The organism is Caballeronia sp. HLA56 (genome assembly GCF_054655155.1).
On record NZ_BAAHOB010000005.1, the window covers coordinates 2,173,416 to 2,197,485 of the forward strand.

A 24,070-nucleotide genomic window follows, 5' to 3' on the forward strand; every position below is an offset into this window, starting at 1 on the left:
CTCGATACCAACTATGTCGCAACAACTTCAGAGCATCATCGATCAAGCCTGGGAAAACCGCGCTGAACTGTCGCCCAAGGCCGCGCCCGCGGAAGTCCGCGAAGCCGTTGCCCATGCCATCGAACAACTGGACAAGGGCGCGTTGCGTGTCGCCGAAAAGCGCGACGGCGACTGGGTCGTGAATCAATGGCTGAAGAAGGCGGTGCTGCTGTCGTTCCGTCTGGAAGACAACGCGCCGATGCCCGCCGGCGGCTACTCGCAGTTCTACGACAAAGTGCCCTCGAAGTTCGCGAACTACACGCCCGAAGACTTCGCGGCAGGCGGTTTCCGCGTGGTGCCGCCGGCCATCGCGCGGCGCGGCTCGTTCATCGCGAAGAACGTGGTGCTGATGCCCTCGTACACCAACATTGGCGCTTATGTCGATGAAGGCACCATGGTCGATACCTGGGCCACCGTCGGTTCGTGCGCACAGATCGGCAAGAACGTGCATCTGTCGGGCGGCGTGGGCATTGGCGGCGTGCTGGAACCGTTACAGGCGAATCCGGTCATCATCGAGGACAACTGCTTTATCGGCGCGCGCTCGGAAGTGGTGGAAGGCGTGATCGTCGAGGAAAATTCGGTCATTTCCATGGGCGTGTATCTCGGCCAGAGCACTAAGATCTATGACCGCGAAACCGGTCAGGTGAGCTACGGCCGCATTCCGGCGGGCTCGGTGGTGGTCGCGGGCAACCTGCCTTCGAAGGACGGTTCGCACAGCCTGTATTGCGCGGTCATCGTCAAGAAGGTCGACGCCAAGACGCGCGCCAAGGTTGGCCTGAACGAACTGCTGCGAGGCGACTGATCGTGGCGAAGACAACGGTCGTGTACGGCATTCCCAATTGCGACACGGTGAAGAAAGCACGCGTGTGGCTGGAGGAACATGGCGTGCCGTTCGAGTTTCACGACTTCAAGAAAGCCGGCGTGTCGAACGCGCTGGTGCAGGACTGGCTGAAAGACGTGCCGCTCGACCAGCTCATCAACAAGCGCGGCACGACCTGGCGCGGGCTGTCGGACGTGCACAAGGCCGAAGCGGATACCACCTCGGGCGCCATTGCGCTCATGATCCACAAGCCGTCGATCATCAAGCGGCCGGTCGTCGTCGTGAACGGGCGCGTGAAGACGCTCGGCTTTTCGGCCGAGCAGTACGAGACGATCTTCGCATGATCCCGTGCGGTGACTTCGCTTTTCCGAGTCACTGACGCGCCACGAGTGCCGGCCCCCTGCGCCGGCATTTTTTATCGCATCAACGTCAAGACACCATGTCCGGCACCTTATCCCTCACCGAAGCATTGATCGAACGCGCGTCCGTCACGCCCGACGACCAGCATTGTCAGGCGCTGATGATCGAACGCCTCGCCGCGATCGGCTTTCACTGCGAAACCATCGCCTCGGGCGGCGTCACGAACTTGTGGGCGGTCAAGCGCGGCACGGACGGATCGCAAGGCAAGCTGCTTGCCTTCGCCGGCCACACCGATGTCGTGCCCACAGGCCCGCTCGAACAATGGACCTCGCCGCCGTTCGCCCCGGCGCAGCGCGACGGCAAGCTCTATGGGCGCGGCGCGGCGGACATGAAGGCCTCGCTTGCGGCGTTCGTCGTATCGAGCGAAGAGTTCGTCGCGAACCATCCGCTGCATCGCGGCTCGCTCGCCTTTCTCATCACGAGCGACGAAGAAGGCCCCGCCACCGACGGCACCGTGAAGGTCGTCGAAGCCTTGAAGGCGCGCGGCGAGCGACTCGATTACTGCATCGTCGGCGAGCCGACTTCGAACGCCACGCTCGGCGACATGGTCAAGAACGGCCGGCGCGGCTCGATGACAGGCAAGCTCGTCGTCAAGGGCGTGCAAGGGCATATCGCGTATCCGCATCTCGCGAAAAATCCGGTGCATGCGCTCGCACCGGCGCTTGCCGAACTCGTGGCGGAGCGCTGGGACGACGGCAACGAATACTTTCCGCCGACCACGTGGCAAGTCTCGAACCTGCATTCCGGCACGGGCGCGACCAACATTATTCCCGGCAACGCGGACCTGATGTTCAACTTCCGCTTCTCGACCGCGAGCACGGTCGAAGGTCTGCAAAGCCGCGTGCAAGCCATTCTCGACAAGCACGGCCTCGATTACGACCTGACCTGGACCGTGAGCGGCCTGCCCTTCTTGACGCCGCGCGGCGAACTCTCCGAGGCGCTCGAAAAAGCGATCCGCGACGAAACCGGCGTGGCGACGGAACTGTCGACCACGGGCGGCACGTCGGACGGGCGCTTCATCGCGCGCATCTGCAAGCAGGTGATCGAATTCGGTCCGCCGAACGGCACCATCCATAAGATCGACGAACATGTCGAAGTGCGATTCATCGAGCCGCTGAAGAACATCTACCGCCGCGTGCTCGAACAACTCGTCGCTTAAAGCCTCTACCCGTCACACAAGGAGCCATTCGATGGCGCTGCCCTTCACCACCCTGCGCGACTTGCTGCGCTTTGGCGTTACGCGCTTCACACAGGCCGGACTCTCGTTCGGCCACGGTTCGACCAACGCCAATGACGAAGCCGCGTATCTGATTCTGCATACGCTGCATCTGCCGCTCGACACGCTCGACCCGTTTCTCGACGCGCGCCTGCTCGACACCGAAATCGACGCCGTCATGAAAGTGATCGAGCGCCGCGCGAAGGAACGCGTGCCCGCCGCCTACATCACGCAGGAAGCGTGGATGCACGGACACCGTTTCTACGTCGATGAGCGCGTGATCGTGCCGCGTTCGTTCATCGGCGAATTGCTGCAGGACGGCTTGCAGCCTTACGTGGCCGACCCCGACCAGGTCACGCGCGTGCTCGAACTCTGCACGGGTTCGGGCTGCCTCGCGGTGCTCGCGGCGCAGGCGTTCGAAAACGCCGATATCGATGCCGTCGACATCTCCGCCGATGCGCTCGCGGTCGCGCGCCGCAACGTCGACGACTACGAACTCGACGAACGCATCTCGCTTTACGAAGGCGACCTGTATGCGCCGCTGCCGCAAGACGCGCGCTACGAAGTGATCATCACGAACCCGCCATACGTCAACGCCACCGCCATGCAGTCGCTGCCCGAGGAATATCGCCACGAGCCGGCACTCGCGCTCGCGGGCGGCGCGGACGGCATGGACGTGGTGCGGCGTATCGTGCACGAGGCGAGCAAGTGGCTGACCGAAGACGGCGTGCTCGTCGTCGAGATCGGCAACGAACGCGCCAATGTCGAAGCGGCGCTCGGCGGTCTCGATCTGATCTGGCTCTCGACCAGCGCCGGCGACGACAACGTGTTCCTGATCCAGGCCGCCGACCTGCCGGCCTGAGCCTTCAGCGGCGTTGTTTCAACGCAAGCGCGGTCCTTTTCGGGCCGCGACTTGCGCCCAAGGTTCGGTAATATGACGCATCCTCGCGGCAGCGCATTTGCTGTCGCGCCGTGCAGGCTGCACGCGTCGTCATCGGACCAACGGCATTCCATGCAAGCAGCAGACTGGCTACACCTCGGCACGCTCGTGATAGCCGCGCATGTGCTCGGCGTGATCGCGGCGATTCACGCCATCATCAATACGCGCACCTCGCAGGGCGCGGTGGCGTGGGCGGTGTCGCTCGTGGCCATGCCTTATTTCACGCTCATTCCTTATCTGTTTCTCGGCCGCAGCAAGTTCGCGGGTTATATCGACGCGCGTCGGCTCGAAATCGAGATTCTGCGCAGCCGCTCGAAACCCGCCGAATGGGACTCGACGGATCGCAGCGACGCGCCTCAGCCGCTCCCGAATCATCGCGACGAAGCCGGCGCGCTGCTCGACGCGTCGGGCGTGCGCGGCGAGATCGCGCCGGGACCGGCGAGCTATCTCGGCAATCCGACCATTCGCACTTTGCAGCGCCTCTCGGGCATGCCGTTCCTGCGCGGCAACTCGGTGCGCGTGCTCGTCAACGGCGACGCCACGTTCTCCGCGATTCTCTCCGCCATCGAAGCGGCCGAGCACTATGTCGTCGTGCAGTTCTTCATCGTGCGCGCCGATGCGCTCGGCGAGTTGCTCAAGGAAATGCTCATCGCGCGGGCGAAAGCGGGCGTGCGCGTCTATTTTCTCTACGACAGCATCGGCAGCTTCGACTTGCCGCATCGCTACGTGAATGCGCTGCGTGCGAGCGGCGTACAGGCGCATCCGTTCGCGGCCAAGCGCAAGTTCGTGCACCGCTTCCAGATCAACTTCCGCAATCACCGGAAGATCGTGGTGGTCGACGGCAAGCGCGCGTTCGTCGGCGGACACAATGTGGGCGTCGAGTATCTCGGCGGCAATCCACGCCTCACGCCCTGGCGCGATACCCACGTCGAGGTGCGCGGCCCCGCCGTGGCGAGCATCCAGTTCGTTTTCACGGAAGATTGGTACTGGGCCACGCAACGCCTGCCCGAGCTCGGCCCCGCGCCGCATTCGGACGAAAACATGCACTGCATGGTGTTGTCGAGCGGCCCGGCCGACAAACAGGAGACCTGTTCGCTCTTCTTCGTCGAGGCGATCAACGCGGCGCGCCAACGTGTCTGGATCACCTCGCCCTATCTGATTCCCGACGAAGCCGTGTTCTCCGCGCTGCGCCTTGCCGTGATGCGTGGCGTCGATGTACGCATCCTGATTCCGAGCCGGCGCGATCATCGCGTGGTGTTCGCGGCATCGAAGCTGTATGCCTACGATCTGTTGCAGGCGGGCGTGCGCATCTTCCGCTACAAGCCGGGTTTTCTGCATCAAAAGGTCGTGCTCGTCGACGATGTCGGCGCGGCCATCGGCAGCGCCAATCTCGACAACCGCTCCTTTCGCCTCAACTTCGAGGTCATGGTGCTGACCGTCGACAACGCTTTCGCGCGTGAAGTCGAAAGCATGCTGCTCGCCGACTTCGCGCTTTCGTATGAGATCGACCGCGAGGACTATCGCGGCGCGGCGTCCTGGCGACGCATGGCCATGCACGTCGCGCGCCTCTTCTCGCCTATCCTCTAAGGCGCTACAGCAGTTTTTCGATGTCCTCGGCAATCGACTCCGGTTTCGTCAGCGACGCGTAGCGCTTCAGGATGTCGCCGTTGCGGTTCACGAGAAACTTCGTGAAGTTCCACTTGATGACCTCGGTGCCGAGCACGCCCGGTTCCTTCGATGTCAGATATTTGAAGAGCGGATGCGCATTTGGCCCCTTGACGTCGATTTTCGCGAACATCGGGAACGTGACGCCGTAGTTCTTTTCGCAGAAGCTGCCGATCTGCGTGGCATCGCCCGGTTCCTGCGCGCCGAACTGGTTGCAGGGAAAACCGAGCACTTCGAAACCGCGCGCCGCGAAGCGCTCATAGACTTCCTGCAGACCCTTGTATTGCGGCGTGAAGCCGCATTCGCTCGCGGTGTTCACGATCAAAAGCACCTTGCCGCGATACTGGTCGATGTTCACCGTCTCGCCGCCCAGCGTCTCGGCCTTGAACGCGTAAATGTCGTCGCTTGCTGCACTCATGAGTTGCTCCCGCTGGAAAGATTCGAAGAAAGGCGATGCTACTACCGCGCGCCACTTACCGCCATTGGCCGAACGGACGACCCCCGGCGCTTCGTGGCCGCAGTCTAAAATAGCGGTTTCCCTCATGCCGCGCCGCCATTTCCCGTGATTCGCTTCAACCAGTTCAGCCTCTCCCGCGGCACCAAGCCGCTTTTCGAAGAGACCAGCTTCACGCTCAATCCGGGCGAGAAAGCCGGTCTCGTCGGCGCGAACGGCGCGGGCAAATCCACGCTCTTTTCCGTGTTGCGCGGCGAGTTGCACGCGGACGGCGGCGATTTCGCGCTGCCGCCTTCGTGGCGCATTGCGCATGTCGCGCAAGAAACGCCCGCCGTGGACCGCACGGCGCTCGACTACACGCTCGACGGCGACACGCGACTGCGGGCTATCGAGGCACGCATCGCGGCGGCTTCGGCGGCGCATGACGGCGCGGCCGAAGCCGAAGCCCACGCCGCTTTCGCCGATGCCGACGGCTACACCGCGCCCGCGCGCGCCGAAACGCTGTTGCTCGGCCTGGGCTTCACGCTCGCGCAGACACGCGAACCGGTGACGAGCTTCTCGGGCGGTTGGCGCATGCGCCTGAATCTGGCGCAGGCGCTGATGTGTCCGTCCGACCTCTTGCTGCTCGACGAACCCACGAATCACCTGGACCTCGATGCAATCATCTGGCTCGAAGACTGGCTCGGCCGTTATCCCGGCACGCTCGTCGTGATTTCGCACGACCGCGAATTTCTCGACGCGGTCTGCAATGTCACGCTGCATCTTGAGAATCGTCAGATCAAGCGCTACGGCGGCAACTACAGCCAGTTCGAAGTGCTGCGCGCGCAGCAGCTCGCCTTGCAGCAGAACGCCTACGAAAAGCAGCAGAGAACGGTGGCGCATCTGCAGAGTTTCATCGACCGCTTCAAGGCCAAGGCGACCAAGGCCAAGCAGGCGCAAAGCCGTGTCAAGGCGCTGGAGAAGATGGAGCTGATCGCGCCCGCGCATGCGAGCTCGCCGTTCACGTTCGAGTTCCGCGCGCCCGACGCCGCGCCCAATCCGATGATGGTGATGGAAGACGTGCGCTGCGGTTATCGCACCGAGGGCATCGAGATTCCGATTGTCGAAGGCGTGACGCTGTCGATTCAAAACGGTCAGCGCATCGGCTTGCTCGGCGCGAACGGGCAGGGTAAATCGACGCTCATCAAGACGCTCGCCGGCACGCTTGCCGCGCTGTCCGGCAGCGTGCGGCAAGGCAAGGGCTTGCAGATTGGCTACTTCGCGCAGCATCAGCTCGAAACGCTGCGTCCCGACGACTCCGCCATTCAGCATCTCGCGCGGCTTGCGCCCGACACGCGCGAGCAGGAACTGCGCGACTTTCTCGGCAGCTTCAACTTTTCGGGCGAAATGGCGACCGCGAAAATCGCGCCGTTTTCCGGTGGCGAAAAGGCGCGGCTCGCGCTGGCGCTCATCATTTGGCAGAAGCCGAATCTGCTGCTGCTGGACGAGCCGACCAATCACCTCGACCTCGAAACCCGCCACGCGCTCACCATGGCGCTCGCGCAGTTCGAAGGCACGCTGATCCTCGTGTCGCACGACCGGCACTTGCTGCGCGCGACGACCGACACCTTCATGCTGGTGGCGAAGCATCGTCTAAGTCCGTTCGACGGCGATCTCGACGATTATCGCGACTGGCTGCTGCAACACGCCGCCGAAACGCGCGCGGCGGCAAAGGACGCGAATGGCGCGTCGTCCACGAACGCAGACACGCAGGACAGCACGCAGAACCGCAAGGAACAGCGCCGTCTGGAGGCGCAGGAGCGGCAGAAGCTCGCGCATCTGAAGAAGCCGCTGCAGTCGCGCATTGCGAAGATAGAAAAGGAAATGGATGCGCTGAATGCGGAAAAAGCCACGCTCGATGCGTTCGTCGCCGATCCCGCGAGTTACGAGGCCGCGATGAAAACGAAGCTAACCGACACCATTCGCCGGCAAGGCGAAGTCGGCGCGCGGCTGGAGGCGCTCGAAATGGAGTGGCTGGAAGCGCATGAAGAGCTTGAGCAGATCGGGTGATGACTTTGCGGCGCGCTCATCCAGCGGCCGGACTCACGTAGCTTCGCGTGCCTGGCGCGCCGCAAGCCTTCGAACGCCACCGTGCTTCGTAGGAAGCGCGAACCCTTCACAGATCGACACGCAACACGTTCACCCACGCCGCCGCCACGAATTTCACCTTCGCGGCAAGGTCTGCCTTGGTTGCCGTTCGTCATCGACGAGCACGTGCTTGCGCCCCGTCACATGGCGGCGGATAGTCGCGACGACTTCGTCCTCGGTGGCATCGGCCGCGACGACACGGCGCGAAATCTGCCCTTCACCGTCGATCCATTCGACGATCCGGCATCCGCCACCGAAAGGCTGCTGCAGCGGCGCGGAGACACGGCACCCGCGCAGATGAAACGCGGGCTTGGGCCGCGTTGATTTGATGTGGTTCAAAGCGTGGTCCTCTCGATCCTTGCAATCACTTCGCCTGTGTCGAGACAGCAGACGAAGCCGGCCGGTTCCGTAGCCCTGTAAGGATAAGAAGATCGCGCGCGAATCAGGTTACATATCGACGCGACATTTTTACGCCGCATTACGAAGCTCCGACCAAGCGCGCCAGGAGCTCACTCCAGGTCGCGCACGCGGTCGATCGCTTCCTCGATCCGATCCACCGCGATCACGTTCAGCCCGTCGATAGGCTGCTTCGGCGCGTTGGCCTTCGGAATCAGCGCGGCCGAAAAGCCCAGCTTGGCCGCTTCCTTGAGCCGGTCTTGTCCGCGCGGCGAAGGCCGGATCTCGCCGGCGAGTCCCACTTCGCCGAACGTGATGAGGCCCTTCGGCAGCGGCTTGTTGCGCATCGACGAATGGATGGCGAGAAGCACGGCGAGATCGGCCGCGGGTTCGGTGATCTTCACGCCGCCGACGGCGTTCAGGAACACGTCCTGATCGAAACACGCGATGCCCGCGTGCCGATGCAGCACCGCGAGCAAGAGCGCGAGCCGGTTCTGTTCGAGCCCGACCGCGAGGCGTCGCGGATTGGGCACGTGCGCGGTGTCGACGAGCGCCTGTACCTCGACGAGCAAGGGCCGCGAGCCTTCCTGCGTCACCAGGACGCACGACCCCGGCACGCTCTGCTCGTGCTGCGACAAAAAGAGCGCCGACGGATTCGCCACGCCGCGCAAGCCCCGCTCGGTCATGGCGAACACGCCGAGTTCGTTGACCGCGCCAAAGCGGTTCTTGAAGGCGCGCACGAGCCTGAACGACGAGTGCGTATCGCCTTCGAAGTACAGCACCGTATCGACGATATGTTCCAGCACGCGCGGCCCCGCGAGGCTGCCTTCCTTGGTCACGTGGCCGACCATGATGATCGCGGTGCCGGTCTGCTTGGCGATGCGCGTCAACTGCGCCGCGCACTCGCGAACCTGCGCGACCGAGCCGGGCGCGGAGGAGAGCGCTTCGGAATAGATGGTCTGAATCGAATCGATGACCGCGACTTCCGGCCGTTGCTCGTCGATGGTCGCCTGGATTTTTTCGAGCTGGATTTCCGCGAGCAAGCCGAGGTCGCCGACGGCGCTGTCCCGCGCGCCCGTCAGGCCGAGCCGCGCCGCGCGCAACGCGATCTGCGCGCCGGATTCCTCGCCGCTCACGTAGAGCGCGCGCCGCTCGCGGGCAATTTCCGCAAGCGATTGCAAAAGCAACGTCGATTTGCCGATGCCCGGATCGCCCCCGATCAACACCACGCCGCCCGGCACGAGACCGCCGCCGAGCACCCGGTCGAACTCGCCGACGCCCGTGGTGAAACGCGGCACGTCGGAGGCCTCGATGTCGGCGAGCCGCTGCACCGGCGAACTCTTCGCGAGCGCCTGGAAGCGATGCGCCGAAGCGCCCTGCTCCACCGACTCCACGAGCGTATTCCACGCCCCGCACGCGGCACACTGGCCGGTCCATTTCGGCGCTTGTCCGCCGCATTCGCTACAGATATAGAGCGTCTTTGCTTTCGCTGCTTTTGCCACGCGCTGCCTTGCTATAAGTCCGGTTGAAGTTCGATGCCTGGGTCATTCCGCGCGTACCGGCACGCGTTGCGCGATCGCGCACATCAATTCATAGCCGATGGTGCCGCACGAAGAGGCGACATCGTCGATAGGCAGATTCGGGCCCCACAGTTCGACGCGCGAGCCGATGCCCGCATGCGGAACCGGCGTGAGATCGACCGTGAGCATGTCCATGGACACGCGGCCGACGAGTTTCGTCCTCACGCCATCGACGATAACGGGCGTGCCTTCCGGCGCCACGCGCGGATAACCGTCCGCATAACCGCACGCCACCACGCCGATGCGAATGGCCTGTCCCGCCGTGTAAGTGGAACCGTAACCGATGCTGCTGCCCGCCTCGACCGTCTGCACGGCGATCAGCTCGGACGAAAGCGTCATGGCCGGACGCAGCCCGAGATTCGCGACATCGGCCGTCACGCCCGACGGCGACGCGCCATACAAAATGATGCCGGGCCGCACCCAGTCGAAGTGCGCGGCCGGATGCCACAGGACCGCCGCCGAGTTCGACAGGCTGCGCGCCCCCGCAATGCCTTCCGCGCCGCGTTCGAACGCCGCCAGCTGATGCGCGACGCCGCGTTCGCTGTCGGCATCGGAAAAATGGGTCATGAGCGTGATCTGTCCGATGCCCTGCACCGCCCGCGCCCGCTCCCACGCGGCGCGGAACCGCTCGGGCACGTAGCCGAGCCGGTTCATGCCGCTATTCATCTTCAACTGGATATTGATCGGCTTGGACAGCCGCGCCATTTCCAGCATGCGCAATTGCTCGTCGCAATGCACGGCCGTGGTCAGGCTGTAGCGGTCGATCACGTCGATATCGGTCGGCCGGAAGAAGCCTTCGAGCAGAAGAATCGGCCCGGCCCAACCCAATTCACGCAACTTTACGGCTTCTTCGAGGTCCAGAAGCCCGAAGCCGTCCGTTGCCCGAAGTCCGGGGAACGCTCGCGCAAGTCCGTGGCCATAAGCATTGGCCTTGACGACAGCCCAGATTTTGGATTTCGGCGCGTGCTTTCGTGCGACGGAGAGATTGTTGGCGAGTGCGGCGGTGTGAATGGTGGCGGAAAGGGGGCGCGGCATGAGCGTGTGTGGAATTGCGGTTCGGGCAGTCGGAAGGGCGAGCATACGCCAGCGTGGCATTGCGTGCTGCGGGTCTCAAAGACGCCTTGCGAATCAGTATCTTAAGAACAAACTCGCGGACGATCGTCTGTTTTTCGAGCGTCATCGAGATTACTGCTAGTCAGAATGCGCCTATTTTCGTGTTATAAAGCCGTGCGCACAACCCATTTCGAAAGGCATAAGCCCGATCGCAAGACAAGCGGCATGTCCGGCGGGCGGGGCGGATCACCCGCAGTGAGGAAAGCTTCGGATCAGATGAAAAAAGGTTTTTACACCATCATGGCCGCGCAGTTTTTCTCATCGCTGGCTGACAACGCTCTCCTGATTGCTGCCATTGCACTGCTGAAAGACCTTCACGCCCCGAACTGGATGACGCCGCTCCTGAAGCTGTTCTTCGTGCTCTCCTACGTGGTACTCGCGGCTTTCGTCGGCGCTTTCGCGGACTCGCGGCCCAAGGGCCGGGTGATGTTCGTCACCAATTCCATCAAGGTCGTCGGCTGCATCACCATGCTGGTGGGCGCACATCCGCTACTGGCCTACGGCATCGTGGGCTTCGGCGCGGCGGCCTACTCGCCCGCGAAGTACGGAATTCTCACCGAACTGCTGCCCGCCGACCGGCTCGTTGCCGCCAATGGCTGGATAGAAGGCACCACGGTCGGGTCGATCATCCTGGGCACGGTCATGGGCGGCGCGCTCATCAGTCCGCATATCGCCGGGCATCTGCTCAGTCTGCACATTCCGAAAGTCAATACGCCCGCCGAAGCCGCCATGCTCGTGATCGTGCTGATGTATGTAATCGCCGCGATCTTCAACCTGCGCATTCCCGACACCGGCGCGCGTTATCCGAAGCAGGAAACGCGGCCGATCAAGCTCATCACCGATTTCGCCGGTTGCTTCGTGACGCTCTGGCACGACAAGCTCGGACAAATCTCGCTCGCGGTCACCACGCTCTTCTGGGGCGCGGGCGCGACCTTGCAGTTCATCGTACTGAAATGGGCCGAAGTGTCGCTCGGCATGACGCTCTCGCAGGCCGCCATCTTGCAGGCGGTGATCGCGGTGGGCGTCGCGGTCGGCGCGGTGCTCGCGGCGGCGCGCGTGCCGCTCAAGCGCTCGCTGTCGGTGTTGCCGGTGGGCATCATGATGGGCATCGCCGTCATGCTGATGGCGTTCTACACGCGCCACCTCTTTCCCGCGCACTGGGGCATCTACTTCGGCAAGATGCACTTTCCGGGGTATCTGCTCGTCGCCTATTTGTTCCTGATGATCGTCGGCGGCTTGTCGGGCTTCTTCGTCGTGCCGATGAACGCGCTGCTCCAGCATCGCGGGCACGTGCTCTTGTCGGCGGGCCATTCGATCGCCGTGCAGAACTTCAACGAGAATCTCTCCGTGCTCGTCATGCTGTGCCTCTACGCCGTGCTGGTGTGGCTCGACGTGCCGATCCAGTTCGTGATCGTGCTGTTCGGCACCTTCGTGTGCCTGATGATGTACTTCGTCATGCGGCGGCATCAGGCGAATCAGCGCGCGTTCGATTCCGTCGCGCTGATCGGCGAAGCGCGGCATTGAAGGCGCGCGGCACGCTTTGCTCGTAGCATCGGCTAATCTTCTTCCATCATGCTTTCCGCCGATCTCTATTCCTTCGTCACGCGCGTGCGCGGTCATGCGCCGCTCGTGCATTGCCTGACGAATCTCGTCGTCACCAACTTCACGGCCAACGTGCTGCTTGCCATCGGCGCCGCGCCGGCCATGGTCGTCGCGCGCGAGGAAGTCGGTGAATTCGCGCCGATCGCGGGCGCGCTCTCCGTCAATCTCGGCACGCTCGATGTCCCGCAGTCCCGCGCGATTCGTGCCGCCGTCGATGCCGCCAACGGCGCCGGCACGCCGTGGGTGCTAGACCCGGTCGCGGTCGGCCCGCTTACGTTCCGCACGGAATTCGCGCTCGAACTGCTCGATCTCACGCCAGCGGTCATACGCGGCAACGCATCCGAGATCATCAGTCTCTCGGGCGGCGCTGCAAGCGGACGCGGCGTGGACAGCACCGCCGCCACCGACGCCGCGCTCGACGCCGCCCAGATCCTCGCGCTCAGGACACAGGCAGTCGTCGCGGTGACGGGCGCCACCGACTACATCACCGATGGCCGGCAGGTCGTCGCGCTGTCGAACGGCTCGCCGCTGATGACGCGCGTAACCGGCGTGGGCTGCGCGCTCTCGGCGACGGTCGCGGCGTTCATCGCCACCGCGACATCGCGCGATGAACACTTCGCGGCGACGGTCGCGGCCATCGCCCATACGACGATTGCGGGCGAACTCGCCGCGCGCGATGCCGCCCTGCCCGGCAGTTTCGCGGTCGCGTATCTCGACCGGCTGGCCTCACTCGACGAGAACGCGTTCGGGCAGACGCTCGTCACGCGTGACGTCGCGCTTTCCTGATCGCTCGGCAAATGCGGCCTTCCTTCGATCTTTCGCTTTATCTCGTGCTCGATCCCGTGCAGTGCGGCGGACACGCTGCGGCGCTTGCCGTGGCGCGCGCGGCGCTCGAAGGCGGCGCGACCATCTTGCAATTACGCGCGCCCGAGTGGCACAAGCGCGCGTGGTACGAGCTCGCGCGCGATCTGCTGCCGCTCACGCGTGCGCATGGCGTGCCGCTCATCATCAACGATCAGGTGGATGTCGCGCTTGCAGTCGGGGCCGATGGCGTGCATGTCGGGCAGCGCGATCTGCCGGCCGACGCCGTGCGGCGCTTGCTGGGCGCGGATGCGATCATCGGTTTGTCGGTGGCCGATCGCGCCGAACTCGACGCGGCGAACGCGCTACGAGGAACCGTCGATTACCTCGGCGCGGGACCGGTGTACGCCACGCCGACGAAGACCGATGCATCGGCGCCATGCGGTATCGATGGCCTGGCTGCGCTCGTCGCCGATGCGCGTTTGCCCACGGTGGCGATCGGCGGCATTCAGACGCACAATGCCGCGGATGTCATGCGCGCGAAACCCGCGGGTCTTGCCGTCGTCTCCGCAATCTGCAAGGCGGCCGATCCCCGCGACGCGTCGCGCGTCTTGCGCGAGATCATCGAACGCGCCTGAACCTCACCGTCACCTTATGGCCGATACGAAAACCATCCCCAACGTGCTCACCATCGCCGGTTCCGACTCGGGCGGCGGCGCGGGTATCCAGGCCGATCTGAAAGCGTTCTCCGCGCTCGGCGCGTACGGCGCAAGCGTCATCACGGCGCTCACGGCGCAGAACACGTGCGGCGTCACGGCCGTGCATGCGCCGGAAGCGGCGTTCATCACCGCGCAACTCGATGCCGTGTTCGACGACATTCGCATCGACGCGGTGAAGATCGGCATGCTGGCGAACGCGGATATCGTGCGCGCTGTCGCCGATGCGCTCAGGCGGCATAAGCCGACGCATGTCGTGCTGGATACCGTGATGATTTCCAAGAGCAATCACGCGCTCCTCGCGCCGGAAGCGGTGGCGGCGTTGCGCGACGAACTGCTTCCGCTTGCCACGCTGGTGACGCCGAATCTGCCGGAGGCGGCGGCGCTGCTCGGCTCGACGCCGGCCGTCGACGAAGACGAAATGGTCCGTCAGGGCGAAGCGTTGCGCTCGCTCGGCGCGCGCGCGGTGCTGATGAAAGGCGGCCATCTTGTTTCGGCCGATAGTCCCGACTGGCTCGTCGAGGCAAGCGGTTCGATGCGGCTTAACGGTGTGCGCGTGCCGCTCAAGAATACGCACGGGACGGGATGCACGTTGTCGTCGGCGATTGCGGCGCTGATTCCGCAAACGGACGATCTCGCGAGCGCGGCGGCTGAAGCGAAGCGCTATCTCACGGGAGCGATCGAAGCGAGCGCGCGGCTCGATGTCGGGCACGGCGTCGGGCCGGTGCATCATTTTTATCGCTGGTGGTAGCGGTCGGCGCGCGCCTGAACGCTCTATAACCGCGCCGCCGCAAAGATCCGCGCGCGCTCCGGCCAGTCGTCCGGCACGATGAAGCCGCGCGATTCCTCGCTCCAGTTGCCCGCTTCATCGCGTCGATAAGCCGCGATCATCGTCGGCATGGCAATCTCTTGCAGACGCGCATGAATCACCGATGCCTCGGCCAACAACGCGTTCGCATCGTCTGCGCGGAGCCGCCGCGAAGCCAGCCACGCGAGTCGTGGCTGCACGATCCACGCGCACTCATCGCAGGCATTGCTTGCCGTGCCACGCTTCTCGCGCCAGTCGGATGCCGTCATCCACCAGCCGCGCAAATGCTGCTCGCCGATTTCAGGCGCGCTCGCGACGCCTTCATCGCGATAAAAGAGACGCCCCTTGATGAACAAGCGCGGCTCCCACGGTCCTTCGTAACCCAGCGCGATGAACTCAGGACGCGCCGTCAGCGTGGACTGATGCGTCAGCAAGCGCGCATGTTTCAGATCGAAGCGATCCTGCAAGTTCGGTCCCACGTAGTCGGAAAGTCGTGAACTTGGCGACGCGGCGTCAGCGCCGACGTTTTGCTCGGCGCATTCACCGACAATGCGGCCTGGCAGACGCGCGCCTGACGACGCGTCGATATCGACACCGCCTTGCGCGGCGTGTTCACCGACGAAGCGATCCGGCAAACGCGCACCGGACGGCGCGTCGATCTCGCCACCGCTTTGCGCGACAGGTTTGCCGATATGCAGATAAAACTTCACCGCGAGTTCCCAATGCAGCCGCGCGCCGTCCGCCGTTTCGAGCAGAAAATCGCATTCGCCGATGGTGCGACGCTGACGCCGTATCTGCACGTTCGCGGCGATCAGGCGCGCCGCCGGCCCGTGCGCCAGGAAGAATTCCAGCAGGCTTTCCGCATAGATGCCGAGCCGAGTGCTCTTTGGGTTGCGCGTGTGGGCGTGGAGCGCGTCGGGCGCGGCATCGAGTTCGGCGAGCCACGCGAGCGTCGTTCGCCGCATTGCTTCCGAGTCGAAGGGATGAGCGAGCCGCGCGCCCGCATGATGCTCGTCGAGCAAGTCCGGCGAGAGTAGCAGCCACGCCAGATCCCGCACCGTCGTGTCGCCGAAACCATCGACGATGCGCGCGAAATCCGGCGATGGCGCCGACATCAGCGGCCGCCCTTTCGTCCTTCCTGCGCGCCCGCCTCGACGCCGAGCGCGGCGAGCGCATCCCGGTACGTGCCGCGCGCGAGGCACAGATCCGCCCAGGCCTTGGCCTTGTCGGGCAGGCTGCGCAGCAGATACGCGGGGTGATACGTGACCACCACCGGCACGCCGCGATATTCATGCACGCGGCCGCGCATCGACGCGATGCTGCCGTCCGTCTTGAGAAGACTCTGCGCCGCGAAGCGCCCGAGCGCGACGATGATCTTCGGCTTGACGAGCTCGACCTGACGTTGCAAATAAGGCTCGCAGCGCGCGACTTCCTCGGGTTCCGGATTGCGATTGCCGGGCGGACGGCACTTCAACACGTTGGTGATGAAGACGTTCGACTCGCGCGACAGTTCGAGCGAGCGCAGCATGTTGTCGAGCAGCTTGCCGGCCTGGCCGACGAACGGTTCGCCTTCCTTGTCCTCGTTCTCGCCGGGCGCCTCGCCGATGAGCAGCCAATCCGCTTCGCGGTCGCCGACGCCGAACACCGTGTTGGTGCGGCGCTCGCACAGGCGGCAACGTTCGCAACCGGCAACGCGCGCGGCGAGCGTGTCCCAATCGAGCGTATGGATGTCGCTCGGGGCGTCGGCTGCGGCGGGCGACGGTGCGTAAAACGGCGCATCGTCGGTCCACGGGAGATCGTCGTAGGCTTCGAAAGGGGCTTCGTGGTCTTGAGGCGGGCTTGGTTCGCGTGCGGCGCGTGCCGGTTCGCGATCGGCGCGAGTGACGGCTTCGGCTTCGGCTTCGGCTTCGCGTAAGCGCGGTTGGTGGGCCAAGGCATCAGGCGATGCGTCTTGCGCAAGACCTTCAGGCGCTTGGTTCGGCAGCGAATCGCGCGAGGTTGGGCTCGCCACATCTCCCCGACGCGTCGCTGATGCGTCGCGTGGATTGGCCGCCGGAAGAGGCGTCAACCGCGCCTCCGATGTTTTCGAAGCCAACGATGCCGCCTCGTCCGCATCCGGACTTGCCACTTCGCCACGCGACGAACGCGAAAGCCGCGCCTCGACTGCAACTTCCGATGGCAACGTCAAGGAAGCCGAAGACGCGCCACCCGCCTCGCTCACCCGCCGCCGCACCCACACCGGCCCGAAGCCGAGTTCTTCCACAAGCAGATCATCGAGCGCCATGCGCACTCTCCTTCGGAAACGACAGACGCATGACGATTGCGTCCTCGCGCGAACGGTGCCGCGCGGGATAATAATTTTTCCGGCGCCCGATGGCCACGAAGCCAAAGCGCTCGTAAAGCTGAATGGCACGCGGGTTCGACGGCCGCACTTCGAGCAACACGCCTTCGAGCTTTTCCGTACGCGTGATGCGCACCGCCTCGCGCAACAGCGTGAGCCCCGCTCCAGCGCGCTGCGCACTCGGCGCGACGCACAGGTTGAGCAGATGCATTTCATCGACGACCGGCATCAGCACGCAATAGCCGATGAGCGTGCCCGTCACATGCCGCAAGCACACGCCGTAATAACCATTGCGCAACGAGTCCTGAAAATTGCCGCGGCTCCACGGAAACTCGTACGCCATCTTTTCGACGGCGGCGACTTCGTCGAGATCGGCCTCGGTCATCGGCGTCAGATACCGGTCCGCCAGCAGCACGCCGCTCACCGCAGCGCCCCGTCGCCCGATGCGGCGCGCGCCTGCATGCGCTCCGCCGTCGTCTGCGCCACCTTGTCGCGGATATAGTCGGGTGCGGCGAGTTCAGGTGCAATCGCCCGTCCCGCGCGCCATTCGCGAAGCGCGATCAGCGCGACGGGAAGCGCGTGCGGCAAGGCATGACGATCGACGACCGTCGCGGCTGCAAGCGCGGGAAAACGCTCGCCAAAAGCCGTTGCGGCGTTGCCCGCGAGCGCAAAGGGGACATCGGGAAGCGGTACGGCCGCCGGTGCATCGAGCGATGCGGGATGCAGCGTGCGCCACGCGCCCGTTGCATCGTCGAACTCGAAGTCGGCCCAGTAGACTTCGTCCATGCGTGCATCGAGTGCGACGAGCACGCGCGCTGGCAGCGCTGCGTCGTGCAGGCGCGCCGCTTGTGCGCATGCGAAGAGCGTGCTCACGGGCACGACCGGCACGTTCAAGCCGAACGCCAAACCCTGCGCGACGCCTGTCGCGGTGCGCAATCCCGTGAACGAGCCCGGACCCGCGCCGAACGCGATCGCCGAACATTCGGCAAGCGTGACGCCAGCGTCCTCGCACAACTCGCGCACCGCGGGCAGCAGCCGCGTGCTGGATACCGCGCCCGTCGCCTCGTGGCGATACCAGACGCGTAGATCGTCGTGTAGGTATTGCGGGGCGACGGTATCGGAAGGAGAAGAAGAATTGGCGAGCAAGAGCGCAACGGAGCAGAACTCCGTCGAGGTATCGAGGGCGAGCAGAACGGTGCGTGTCATAGCCGGTATTGTAATGCGGGACCCGCGACGCTTTCGCGCCATCTGAATCGGCGCGACGCGTTTTCGGCGATGCGTGGTCTCTGGAGGCTTCGCTCGGTTCGAAGAAAACCTCGACCCATTCGGAGAATGCGCTTGCTAAGATCGGCAGCCCAAAGACTCGCAGGAGAAACGCACATGACCGAGATCGATCAGCAATTCGCCCAGGCGCAGAATGATGTCACGCAGTTGACCGAGCGCCCCGGCAATCTCACGCTGCTGCGCCTGTATGCGCTATTCAAGCAAGGCAGTCTCGGCGACGTTCAAGGCGACAAGCCAGGCTTCACCGATATCGCCGGCAAGTACAAGTACGAAGCCTGGGCCGCGCTCAAAGGCACACCCGCCGACGACGCCAAGCGGCGTTACGTGGAATTGGTCGATTCGCTCAGACGCGGCGACGCTGACTAATTCACGAACCAAGTATGCCGGCGCGCTTTAATGCCCGAAATTGGCGCGCAGATGCTTCATCATGTGGCGCGGTGCAACAAACTACGATATACTAGCGGTCAGCGCTTGACTGTAAGTTGCATCACCCGAGAAAGACCCAAGCAAGATCGGTGATCCTCCGAGCAACAAAGCGTTTCGTAGCGTTTTGCCCCAATCCAGTTTAGAAACTGTCCCCTCCCTGCCAGGCCGTCTGCGTGTTGTATTAGCGCGTTGTGTTGTTCGCATCTATCGGCCCGTCATGCATCAGGCTGACGTCAGCGCCCCTCGGGTCTGCCGTATCCTATACAGCTTCTAAAAAGATTCTCGCCGCTTATGCGTGCGAGTGGCCCCCGTTTTTCGATTTGCTCGCTGTTTCTTCGCTCGCTGAATCCAACGACCTGGGTATGCCGATTGGCGCCGACGCCTCATTTCCCGTTTCAAGGATCGACATGACTTCGAGCATTACCCCCAGCCCGTTGGACAACATCGCAGCACAAGCACTAGACCTCCCCGCAGCACCCGCAGTACAAGCCGTGGCACAACCCGAAGGCCCGACGTTCGAGTCGCTTGGCCTGTCCGCCGACATCGTCTCCGCGCTGACCGCCGCAGGCTATCAGTCGCCGACGCCGGTTCAGCAGCGCGCGATTCCCGCAGCGCTCGCCGGCCGCGATCTGCTCGTCTCCAGCCCGACCGGTTCGGGCAAGACGGCCGCGTTCATGCTGCCCGCCATCGAAAAATTCGCGCAAATGGAAAAGCTCCAGGCGCAGCAACCGCGCGCCCCGCGTGACCCGAATGCCAAGCCGGTGCGCCGTCAGCAACCCGTCGCGCGCCCGCGTCTGCTCGTGCTCACGCCGACCCGCGAACTCGCCATGCAGGTTTCCGCTGCCGCGACGACCTATGGCCGTCATCTGAAGCGTCTGCGTACGGTCAGCATTCTCGGCGGCGTGGCTTACGGCCAGCAATTGATGCTGCTTGCGAAGAACCCTGAGATTCTCGTCGCCACGCCGGGTCGCTTGATCGATCACCTCGAACGTGGCCGTATCGACCTGTCGACTCTCGACATGCTCGTGCTCGACGAAGCCGACCGCATGCTGGACATGGGCTTCATCGACGACATCGAAACGATCGTTGCCGCCACGCCGGCTTCGCGTCAGACGCTGCTGTTCTCGGCCACCATCGACGGCAAGATCGCTTCGCTCACCGGCCGTCTGTTGAAGGACCCGGAGCGCATCGAGATCGTTCAGAAGCTCGAAGCGCGTGACAACATCGCGCAACACGTGCATTACGTCGATGACCGCGATCACAAGGATCGTCTGCTCGACCATTTGCTGCGCGACGAAGGCCTCGATCAGGCAATCGTCTTCACGGCGACCAAGAGCGACGCGGACCTGATCGCCAACCGTCTGTCGGACGCTGGCTTCGATTCCGCCGCATTGCACGGCGACCTGCCGCAAGGCGCACGCAATCGCACGATCCGCGCGCTGCGAGAAAAGCGCGTTCGCGTGCTGGTCGCGACCGACGTGGCTGCACGCGGTATCGACATTCCCGGCATCACGCACGTGTTCAACTACGATTTGCCGAAGTTCGCGGAAGACTACGTGCACCGTATCGGCCGCACGGGTCGCGCGGGCCGCAGCGGCATCGCGGTGAGCCTCGTGCATTACGCTGAAATCGGCGCGCTGAAGCGTATCGAGCGCTTCGTGCGTTCGCCGCTGCCGGTGAACGTCGTGGTCGGCTTCGAGCCGCGCAAGTCGCCGCCTAAGGGTGGTTTCGGTGGCGGCGCTGGCGGCCGTGGTCGTCCGGGCGGCGGCAATGGCGGCGGTCGTCGCTTCGGCAGCGGCGGTGGCAATGGCGGCAGCGGTAACGGCGGTGGCCGTGGCTACGGCGCATCCAACGCCAGCGGATACGGTAACAAGCCGAGCACCGGTTCGCGCGAAGGCGGTTATCACGGTGAAGGCGGCGGCTATCGCGGCACCAACGCCGGCGGCAGCGAAGGCGGTTATCGTGGCGGTTCGCGCGATGGCGGTTTCGGTGGCCAGCGCGACGGTTTCGCCCGCCGCAGCGATGGTCCGCGCGCCCCGCGCCGCGGCAGCTAAGCCTTGATCGCTTAAAGGGCAGAGCGGCTATAAAAGCCGTTTGCCCGATAGCACAAAAAAAACCGATGCCTCGCGCGTCGGTTTTTTTTCGTCCGCTCGCCATATTTCACGATGTGCAATGATCTTTTGCGTCGCAAAAGACGTGCTGCGCGGCACAACGTCGGGCATTGCAAGATGGAAAACCGTATTTCGCATCGTGGAAATATTATTCCATCTCCCTGTATTTTAACGAAAATATTTATACGCAAATCTCTCTGCAGGGACTGTGTTGCGGGCGGCAATTTGCCTAGACTCTTATATAAGAGTTGAGCAAACGAAGCCGCCGACGTCGGCGCACGAAGCTCAAATCGCCAAGGAACTCAGTTCAATCTCAAGGAGAAACGCCATGACCTCACGTCAACAGCAAGCCCAACAACTCCATCAGGAATGGGAAACGGATTCGCGCTGGAAAGGTGTCAAGCGCAGCTATTCGGCGGAGGACGTGGTGCGTCTGCGCGGCTCCGTGCCGGTCGAGCACACGCTCGCGCGGCGTGGCGCTGAAAAGCTGTGGGCGTCGATTCATGAAGAGCCGTTCGTCAACGCGCTTGGCGCATTGACTGGCAATCAGGCGATGCAGCAGGTGAAAGCCGGCCTCAAGGCCATCTACCTGTCCGGCTGGCAAGTCGCGGGCGATGCCAATGTCGCGGGCGAGATGTATCCGGATCAGTCGTTGTATCCGGCGAACTCGGTGCCCCTCGTCGTGAAGCGCATCAACAACACGCTTACGCGCGCTGATCAGATTCAATGGTCCGAAGGCAAGAATCCGGGCGATGCTGGCTACGTCGATTACTTCGCGCCGATCGTCGCGGATGCCGAAGCCGGTTTCGGCGGCGTGCTCAACGCCTTCGAACTGATGAAGGCGATGATCGAAGCCGGCGCAGCGGGCGTGCACTTCGAGGACCAGTTGGCGTCGGTGAAAAAGTGCGGCCACATGGGAGGCAAGGTGTTGGTGCCCACGCGTGAGAACGTCGCGAAGCTGACGGCCGCGCGTCTCGCCGCCGACGTCTGCGGCACGCCGACGCTCGTCATTGCGCGCACGGATGCCGAAGCCGCCGATCTCGTCACGTCCGACATCGACGACAACGACAAGCCGTTCCTGACCGGCGAGCGCACCGTGGAGGGCTTCTATCGCACGCGTCCGGGGCTGGATCAGGCAGTGTCGCGCGGCCTCGCCTACGCGCCGTATGCGGACCTCGTATGGTGCGAAACCGGCAAGCCGGACCTGGAATACGCGAAGAAATTCGCCGAAGCCATCCACAAGCAGTTCCCGGGCAAGATGCTCTCGTACAACTGCTCGCCGTCGTTCAACTGGAAGAAGAATCTGGACGACGCGACCATCGCCAAGTTCCAGCGCGAACTCGGCGCAATGGGCTACAAGTTCCAGTTCATCACGCTCGCGGGTTTCCACGCGCTGAACTATTCGATGTTCAACCTCGCGCACGGCTACGCCCGCTCGCAGATGAGCGCATTCGTCGAACTGCAGCAAGCCGAATTCGCTGCCGCCGACAAGGGTTTCACGGCGGTCAAGCATCAACGCGAAGTGGGCACCGGCTATTTCGATGCCGTCACGCAAACGGTCGAACGCGACGCATCGACGACCGCGCTGCATGGATCGACGGAAGACGAGCAGTTCTTCGACAAAAAGGTCGCGTAAAAGCGGCAGGCTGAATCAGGGAGCGCAGTGAAACCGACGGCGGCCGTGGCGACATGGCCGCCGTTTTTCATTTCACCGTGACCTGTCACCGATAGACGATGACCGGAATCTTGGTATGCGTGAGCACGCGCTGTGTCTCGCTGCCGATCAGGAGACTGCCGAGCCCGCGTCTGCCGTGCGAGGCCATCAGGATCACGTCGCAGCCGTTGCCCTCCGCCGCCTCGATGATGCCGATATACGGCGCCGCGTCGATGCTCGTCACGCTGTCGCACGCCACGCCTGCCGCGATCGCCGCGCGTTCGACGGCGCGCAGATGATCGCGGGCTTCGCGTTCGGCGCGCGTGTGGAAGTCGTCGGGTGGTTCGACGGCGACATCGGCGAAAGGCGAATAAGGGTATTGCGGCAGGCACGCGTAAGCCGTGATGCGTGCGCCAACGGATTGCGCGAGGTCGATCGCGCCGTCGATGGCCTTTTGCGACAGTTCGGAACCGTCCGTCGGCACAAGGATGTGTTTGAACATGGCGTCCTCCTTCGGGCGTCGGTGCGTGCTTTCATTCTAGTGCCGCAAACGCGCGATCAAGGGCGGTTCATCCCCAGTATCCCGAAGCGTTATACGTATGCTTGAGCAGATCGAGAAAAAGACGCACACGCAACGGCAAGTGCCGGCGTTGCGGAAAAACGGCGTGGATGCCGATAGGCGGCGCGGCGAACGCATCGAGCACGCTCTCGAGGCGTCCCGCGCCGATATCCTCGCCCACCTCCCACCACGACCGCCACGCGAGCCCGCGCCCTTCCATGCACCACTCGTGCAGCACGGCGCCGTCCGAGCACTCCATCGTGCCGGAGACTTTGATCGTCACTACCTTGCCATCTTGCTGAAACACCCAGCCGCGCTGCTGATTCGCCGATGCCCCAAGCGCGAGACAGTTGTGATGCGCAAGCGCCGCGAGGTCCGCGGGTTCACCGAATTTCGCGAGATAGTCGGGCGACGCCACGCACACGCGCCGGTTCTCGCCGAGTTTGAGCGACACGAGCGACGAATCCGGCAACTCGCCGAGACGCACGGCGCAGTCGAAGCCTTCGTTGACGAGATCGACCATGCGGTCGGTGAGATCGAGGCTCACGGAAACGTCCGGATGCAGCGTCGTGAATTTCGGCACGAGCGGCGCGACGTGACGCCGCCCGAAGCCCGCCGGCGCCGACACGCGCAGATGCCCGCTCGCCTTCACGCCGCCCGCCGACACGCTCGATTCCGCGTTCTGCATGTCGTTGATGATGCGCTGGCAGTCTTCGAGAAACGCCGAGCCTTCGAACGTCAGCGTGATCTTGCGCGTCGTGCGCACGAGCAGCTTGACGCCGAGCCGTTCTTCCAGCGCGTCGAGCCGCCTGCCGATCACCGCGGGCGCGATGCCTTCCGCCTGCGCCGCCGCCGACAAGCTGCCTTTTGCCGCGACGGCCGCGAACGTCTCAATCTGCTTGAATCGATCCATGCGTTTTTTTCGTCAAATGCGGGACTCGCGCTCAGATTAGGTATTAAAAAGTAAAAGATCAAGTGATCCGGCGATGCTTTTTCCT

Annotated in this window: 23 protein-coding genes; 13 read left to right on the forward strand and 10 right to left on the reverse strand. The window is 63.8% G+C overall.

Features of this window, described 5'->3' with window-relative positions; all coding sequences use genetic code 11:
• The first annotated feature begins 13 nt into the window (after positions 1–13).
• The 5 genes from dapD (at position 14) to cls (ending at position 5,022) form a co-directional block, all read left to right on the forward strand.
• Positions 14–841, forward strand: a complete 828-nt coding sequence (gene dapD, locus ACYQ47_RS29735) for a 2,3,4,5-tetrahydropyridine-2,6-dicarboxylate N-succinyltransferase (RefSeq protein WP_244827749.1) — start codon at positions 14–16, stop codon at positions 839–841.
• Between the two features lie 2 nt (positions 842–843).
• Positions 844–1,203, forward strand: coding sequence for an ArsC family reductase (locus ACYQ47_RS29740; RefSeq protein WP_370652105.1), 360 nt, complete (start codon positions 844–846; stop codon positions 1,201–1,203).
• 95 nt (positions 1,204–1,298) lie between these two features.
• Positions 1,299–2,438, forward strand: coding sequence for a succinyl-diaminopimelate desuccinylase (dapE, locus tag ACYQ47_RS29745; RefSeq protein WP_459908297.1), 1,140 nt, complete (start codon positions 1,299–1,301; stop codon positions 2,436–2,438).
• Between the two features lie 31 nt (positions 2,439–2,469).
• Entirely contained in the window at positions 2,470–3,357 is an 888-nt protein-coding gene (prmB, locus tag ACYQ47_RS29750; protein ID WP_459908299.1) for a 50S ribosomal protein L3 N(5)-glutamine methyltransferase, read from the forward strand.
• 150 nt (positions 3,358–3,507) lie between these two features.
• Positions 3,508–5,022, forward strand: a complete 1,515-nt coding sequence (gene cls / locus ACYQ47_RS29755; protein WP_459908301.1) for a cardiolipin synthase — start codon at positions 3,508–3,510, stop codon at positions 5,020–5,022.
• A gap of 4 nt (positions 5,023–5,026) precedes the next feature.
• Here cls and ACYQ47_RS29760 read toward each other — a convergent pair whose 3' ends face one another.
• Positions 5,027–5,518, reverse strand: coding sequence for a glutathione peroxidase (locus ACYQ47_RS29760; protein ID WP_459908303.1), 492 nt, complete (start codon positions 5,516–5,518; stop codon positions 5,027–5,029).
• Positions 5,519–5,662: 144 nt separating this feature from the next.
• Between ACYQ47_RS29760 and ACYQ47_RS29765 the strand changes: the two genes are divergently transcribed.
• Positions 5,663–7,603 carry an ATP-binding cassette domain-containing protein gene (locus ACYQ47_RS29765; RefSeq protein WP_459908305.1) on the forward strand — a complete coding sequence of 647 codons (1,941 nt, stop codon included), beginning with the start codon at positions 5,663–5,665 and terminating at the stop codon, positions 7,601–7,603.
• Between the two features lie 153 nt (positions 7,604–7,756).
• On the opposite strand, the gene ACYQ47_RS29770 is transcribed toward ACYQ47_RS29765, so the two are convergent.
• From ACYQ47_RS29770 to alr, 3 genes are all read right to left on the reverse strand, one after another.
• Positions 7,757–8,020 carry a DUF2866 domain-containing protein gene (locus ACYQ47_RS29770; protein WP_244827743.1) on the reverse strand — a complete coding sequence of 88 codons (264 nt, stop codon included), beginning with the start codon at positions 8,018–8,020 and terminating at the stop codon, positions 7,757–7,759.
• Between the two features lie 170 nt (positions 8,021–8,190).
• Positions 8,191–9,579, reverse strand: coding sequence for a DNA repair protein RadA (radA, locus tag ACYQ47_RS29775; protein ID WP_459908307.1), 1,389 nt, complete (start codon positions 9,577–9,579; stop codon positions 8,191–8,193).
• A 42-nt stretch (positions 9,580–9,621) separates the two neighbouring features.
• Complete coding sequence (gene alr / locus ACYQ47_RS29780; RefSeq protein WP_244827741.1) at positions 9,622–10,692, reverse strand: alanine racemase; 1,071 nt, start codon at positions 10,690–10,692, stop codon at positions 9,622–9,624.
• Between the two features lie 294 nt (positions 10,693–10,986).
• Between alr and lplT the strand changes: the two genes are divergently transcribed.
• From lplT to thiD, 4 genes are read left to right on the forward strand one after another with little or no spacing between them, the layout of a single operon-like run.
• Positions 10,987–12,294 (forward strand): lysophospholipid transporter LplT, encoded by a 1,308-nt coding sequence (gene lplT / locus ACYQ47_RS29785; protein ID WP_244827740.1) that lies wholly within the window; start codon positions 10,987–10,989, stop codon positions 12,292–12,294.
• A gap of 48 nt (positions 12,295–12,342) precedes the next feature.
• Entirely contained in the window at positions 12,343–13,158 is an 816-nt protein-coding gene (gene thiM, locus ACYQ47_RS29790) for a hydroxyethylthiazole kinase (RefSeq protein ID WP_459908310.1), read from the forward strand.
• A gap of 11 nt (positions 13,159–13,169) precedes the next feature.
• Positions 13,170–13,811 (forward strand): thiamine phosphate synthase, encoded by a 642-nt coding sequence (gene thiE / locus ACYQ47_RS29795; protein WP_250525737.1) that lies wholly within the window; start codon positions 13,170–13,172, stop codon positions 13,809–13,811.
• A 16-nt stretch (positions 13,812–13,827) separates the two neighbouring features.
• Positions 13,828–14,640: a bifunctional hydroxymethylpyrimidine kinase/phosphomethylpyrimidine kinase gene (gene thiD, locus ACYQ47_RS29800; RefSeq protein ID WP_250525736.1), complete on the forward strand. Its 813-nt coding sequence runs from the start codon at positions 13,828–13,830 to the stop codon at positions 14,638–14,640.
• 23 nt (positions 14,641–14,663) lie between these two features.
• Here the strand turns inward: thiD and ACYQ47_RS29805 are convergent, their stop codons facing one another.
• Genes ACYQ47_RS29805 through tsaB form a run of 4 tightly spaced genes read right to left on the reverse strand, consistent with a single transcriptional unit; the run spans position 14,664 to position 18,244 of the window.
• Complete coding sequence (locus ACYQ47_RS29805; RefSeq protein ID WP_459908313.1) at positions 14,664–15,812, reverse strand: DUF1853 family protein; 1,149 nt, start codon at positions 15,810–15,812, stop codon at positions 14,664–14,666.
• Positions 15,812–16,981 carry a uracil-DNA glycosylase gene (locus tag ACYQ47_RS29810; protein WP_459908315.1) on the reverse strand — a complete coding sequence of 390 codons (1,170 nt, stop codon included), beginning with the start codon at positions 16,979–16,981 and terminating at the stop codon, positions 15,812–15,814. The genes ACYQ47_RS29805 and ACYQ47_RS29810 overlap by 1 nt, the downstream gene beginning before the upstream one ends.
• Complete coding sequence (gene rimI, locus ACYQ47_RS29815) at positions 16,968–17,462, reverse strand: ribosomal protein S18-alanine N-acetyltransferase (protein WP_244827734.1); 495 nt, start codon at positions 17,460–17,462, stop codon at positions 16,968–16,970. The genes ACYQ47_RS29810 and rimI overlap by 14 nt, the downstream gene beginning before the upstream one ends.
• Positions 17,459–18,244 carry a tRNA (adenosine(37)-N6)-threonylcarbamoyltransferase complex dimerization subunit type 1 TsaB gene (tsaB, locus tag ACYQ47_RS29820; protein ID WP_459908317.1) on the reverse strand — a complete coding sequence of 262 codons (786 nt, stop codon included), beginning with the start codon at positions 18,242–18,244 and terminating at the stop codon, positions 17,459–17,461. Before tsaB ends, rimI begins: the two co-directional genes overlap by 4 nt.
• A 174-nt stretch (positions 18,245–18,418) precedes the next feature.
• Here tsaB and ACYQ47_RS29825 point away from each other — a divergent pair, with 174 nt between their 5' ends.
• From ACYQ47_RS29825 to aceA, 3 genes are all read left to right on the forward strand, one after another.
• Positions 18,419–18,688 carry an acyl-CoA-binding protein gene (locus ACYQ47_RS29825; protein ID WP_244827732.1) on the forward strand — a complete coding sequence of 90 codons (270 nt, stop codon included), beginning with the start codon at positions 18,419–18,421 and terminating at the stop codon, positions 18,686–18,688.
• A gap of 467 nt (positions 18,689–19,155) precedes the next feature.
• Entirely contained in the window at positions 19,156–20,802 is a 1,647-nt protein-coding gene (locus ACYQ47_RS29830) for a DEAD/DEAH box helicase (RefSeq protein ID WP_459908320.1), read from the forward strand.
• A gap of 385 nt (positions 20,803–21,187) precedes the next feature.
• Positions 21,188–22,495 (forward strand): isocitrate lyase, encoded by a 1,308-nt coding sequence (gene aceA / locus ACYQ47_RS29835; RefSeq protein WP_244827730.1) that lies wholly within the window; start codon positions 21,188–21,190, stop codon positions 22,493–22,495.
• Between the two features lie 85 nt (positions 22,496–22,580).
• Here the strand turns inward: aceA and ACYQ47_RS29840 are convergent, their stop codons facing one another.
• Positions 22,581–23,015, reverse strand: coding sequence for a universal stress protein (locus ACYQ47_RS29840; RefSeq protein ID WP_244827729.1), 435 nt, complete (start codon positions 23,013–23,015; stop codon positions 22,581–22,583).
• A gap of 67 nt (positions 23,016–23,082) precedes the next feature.
• Entirely contained in the window at positions 23,083–23,985 is a 903-nt protein-coding gene (locus ACYQ47_RS29845) for a LysR family transcriptional regulator (protein WP_250464455.1), read from the reverse strand.
• Between the last annotated feature and the right edge of the window lie 85 nt (positions 23,986–24,070).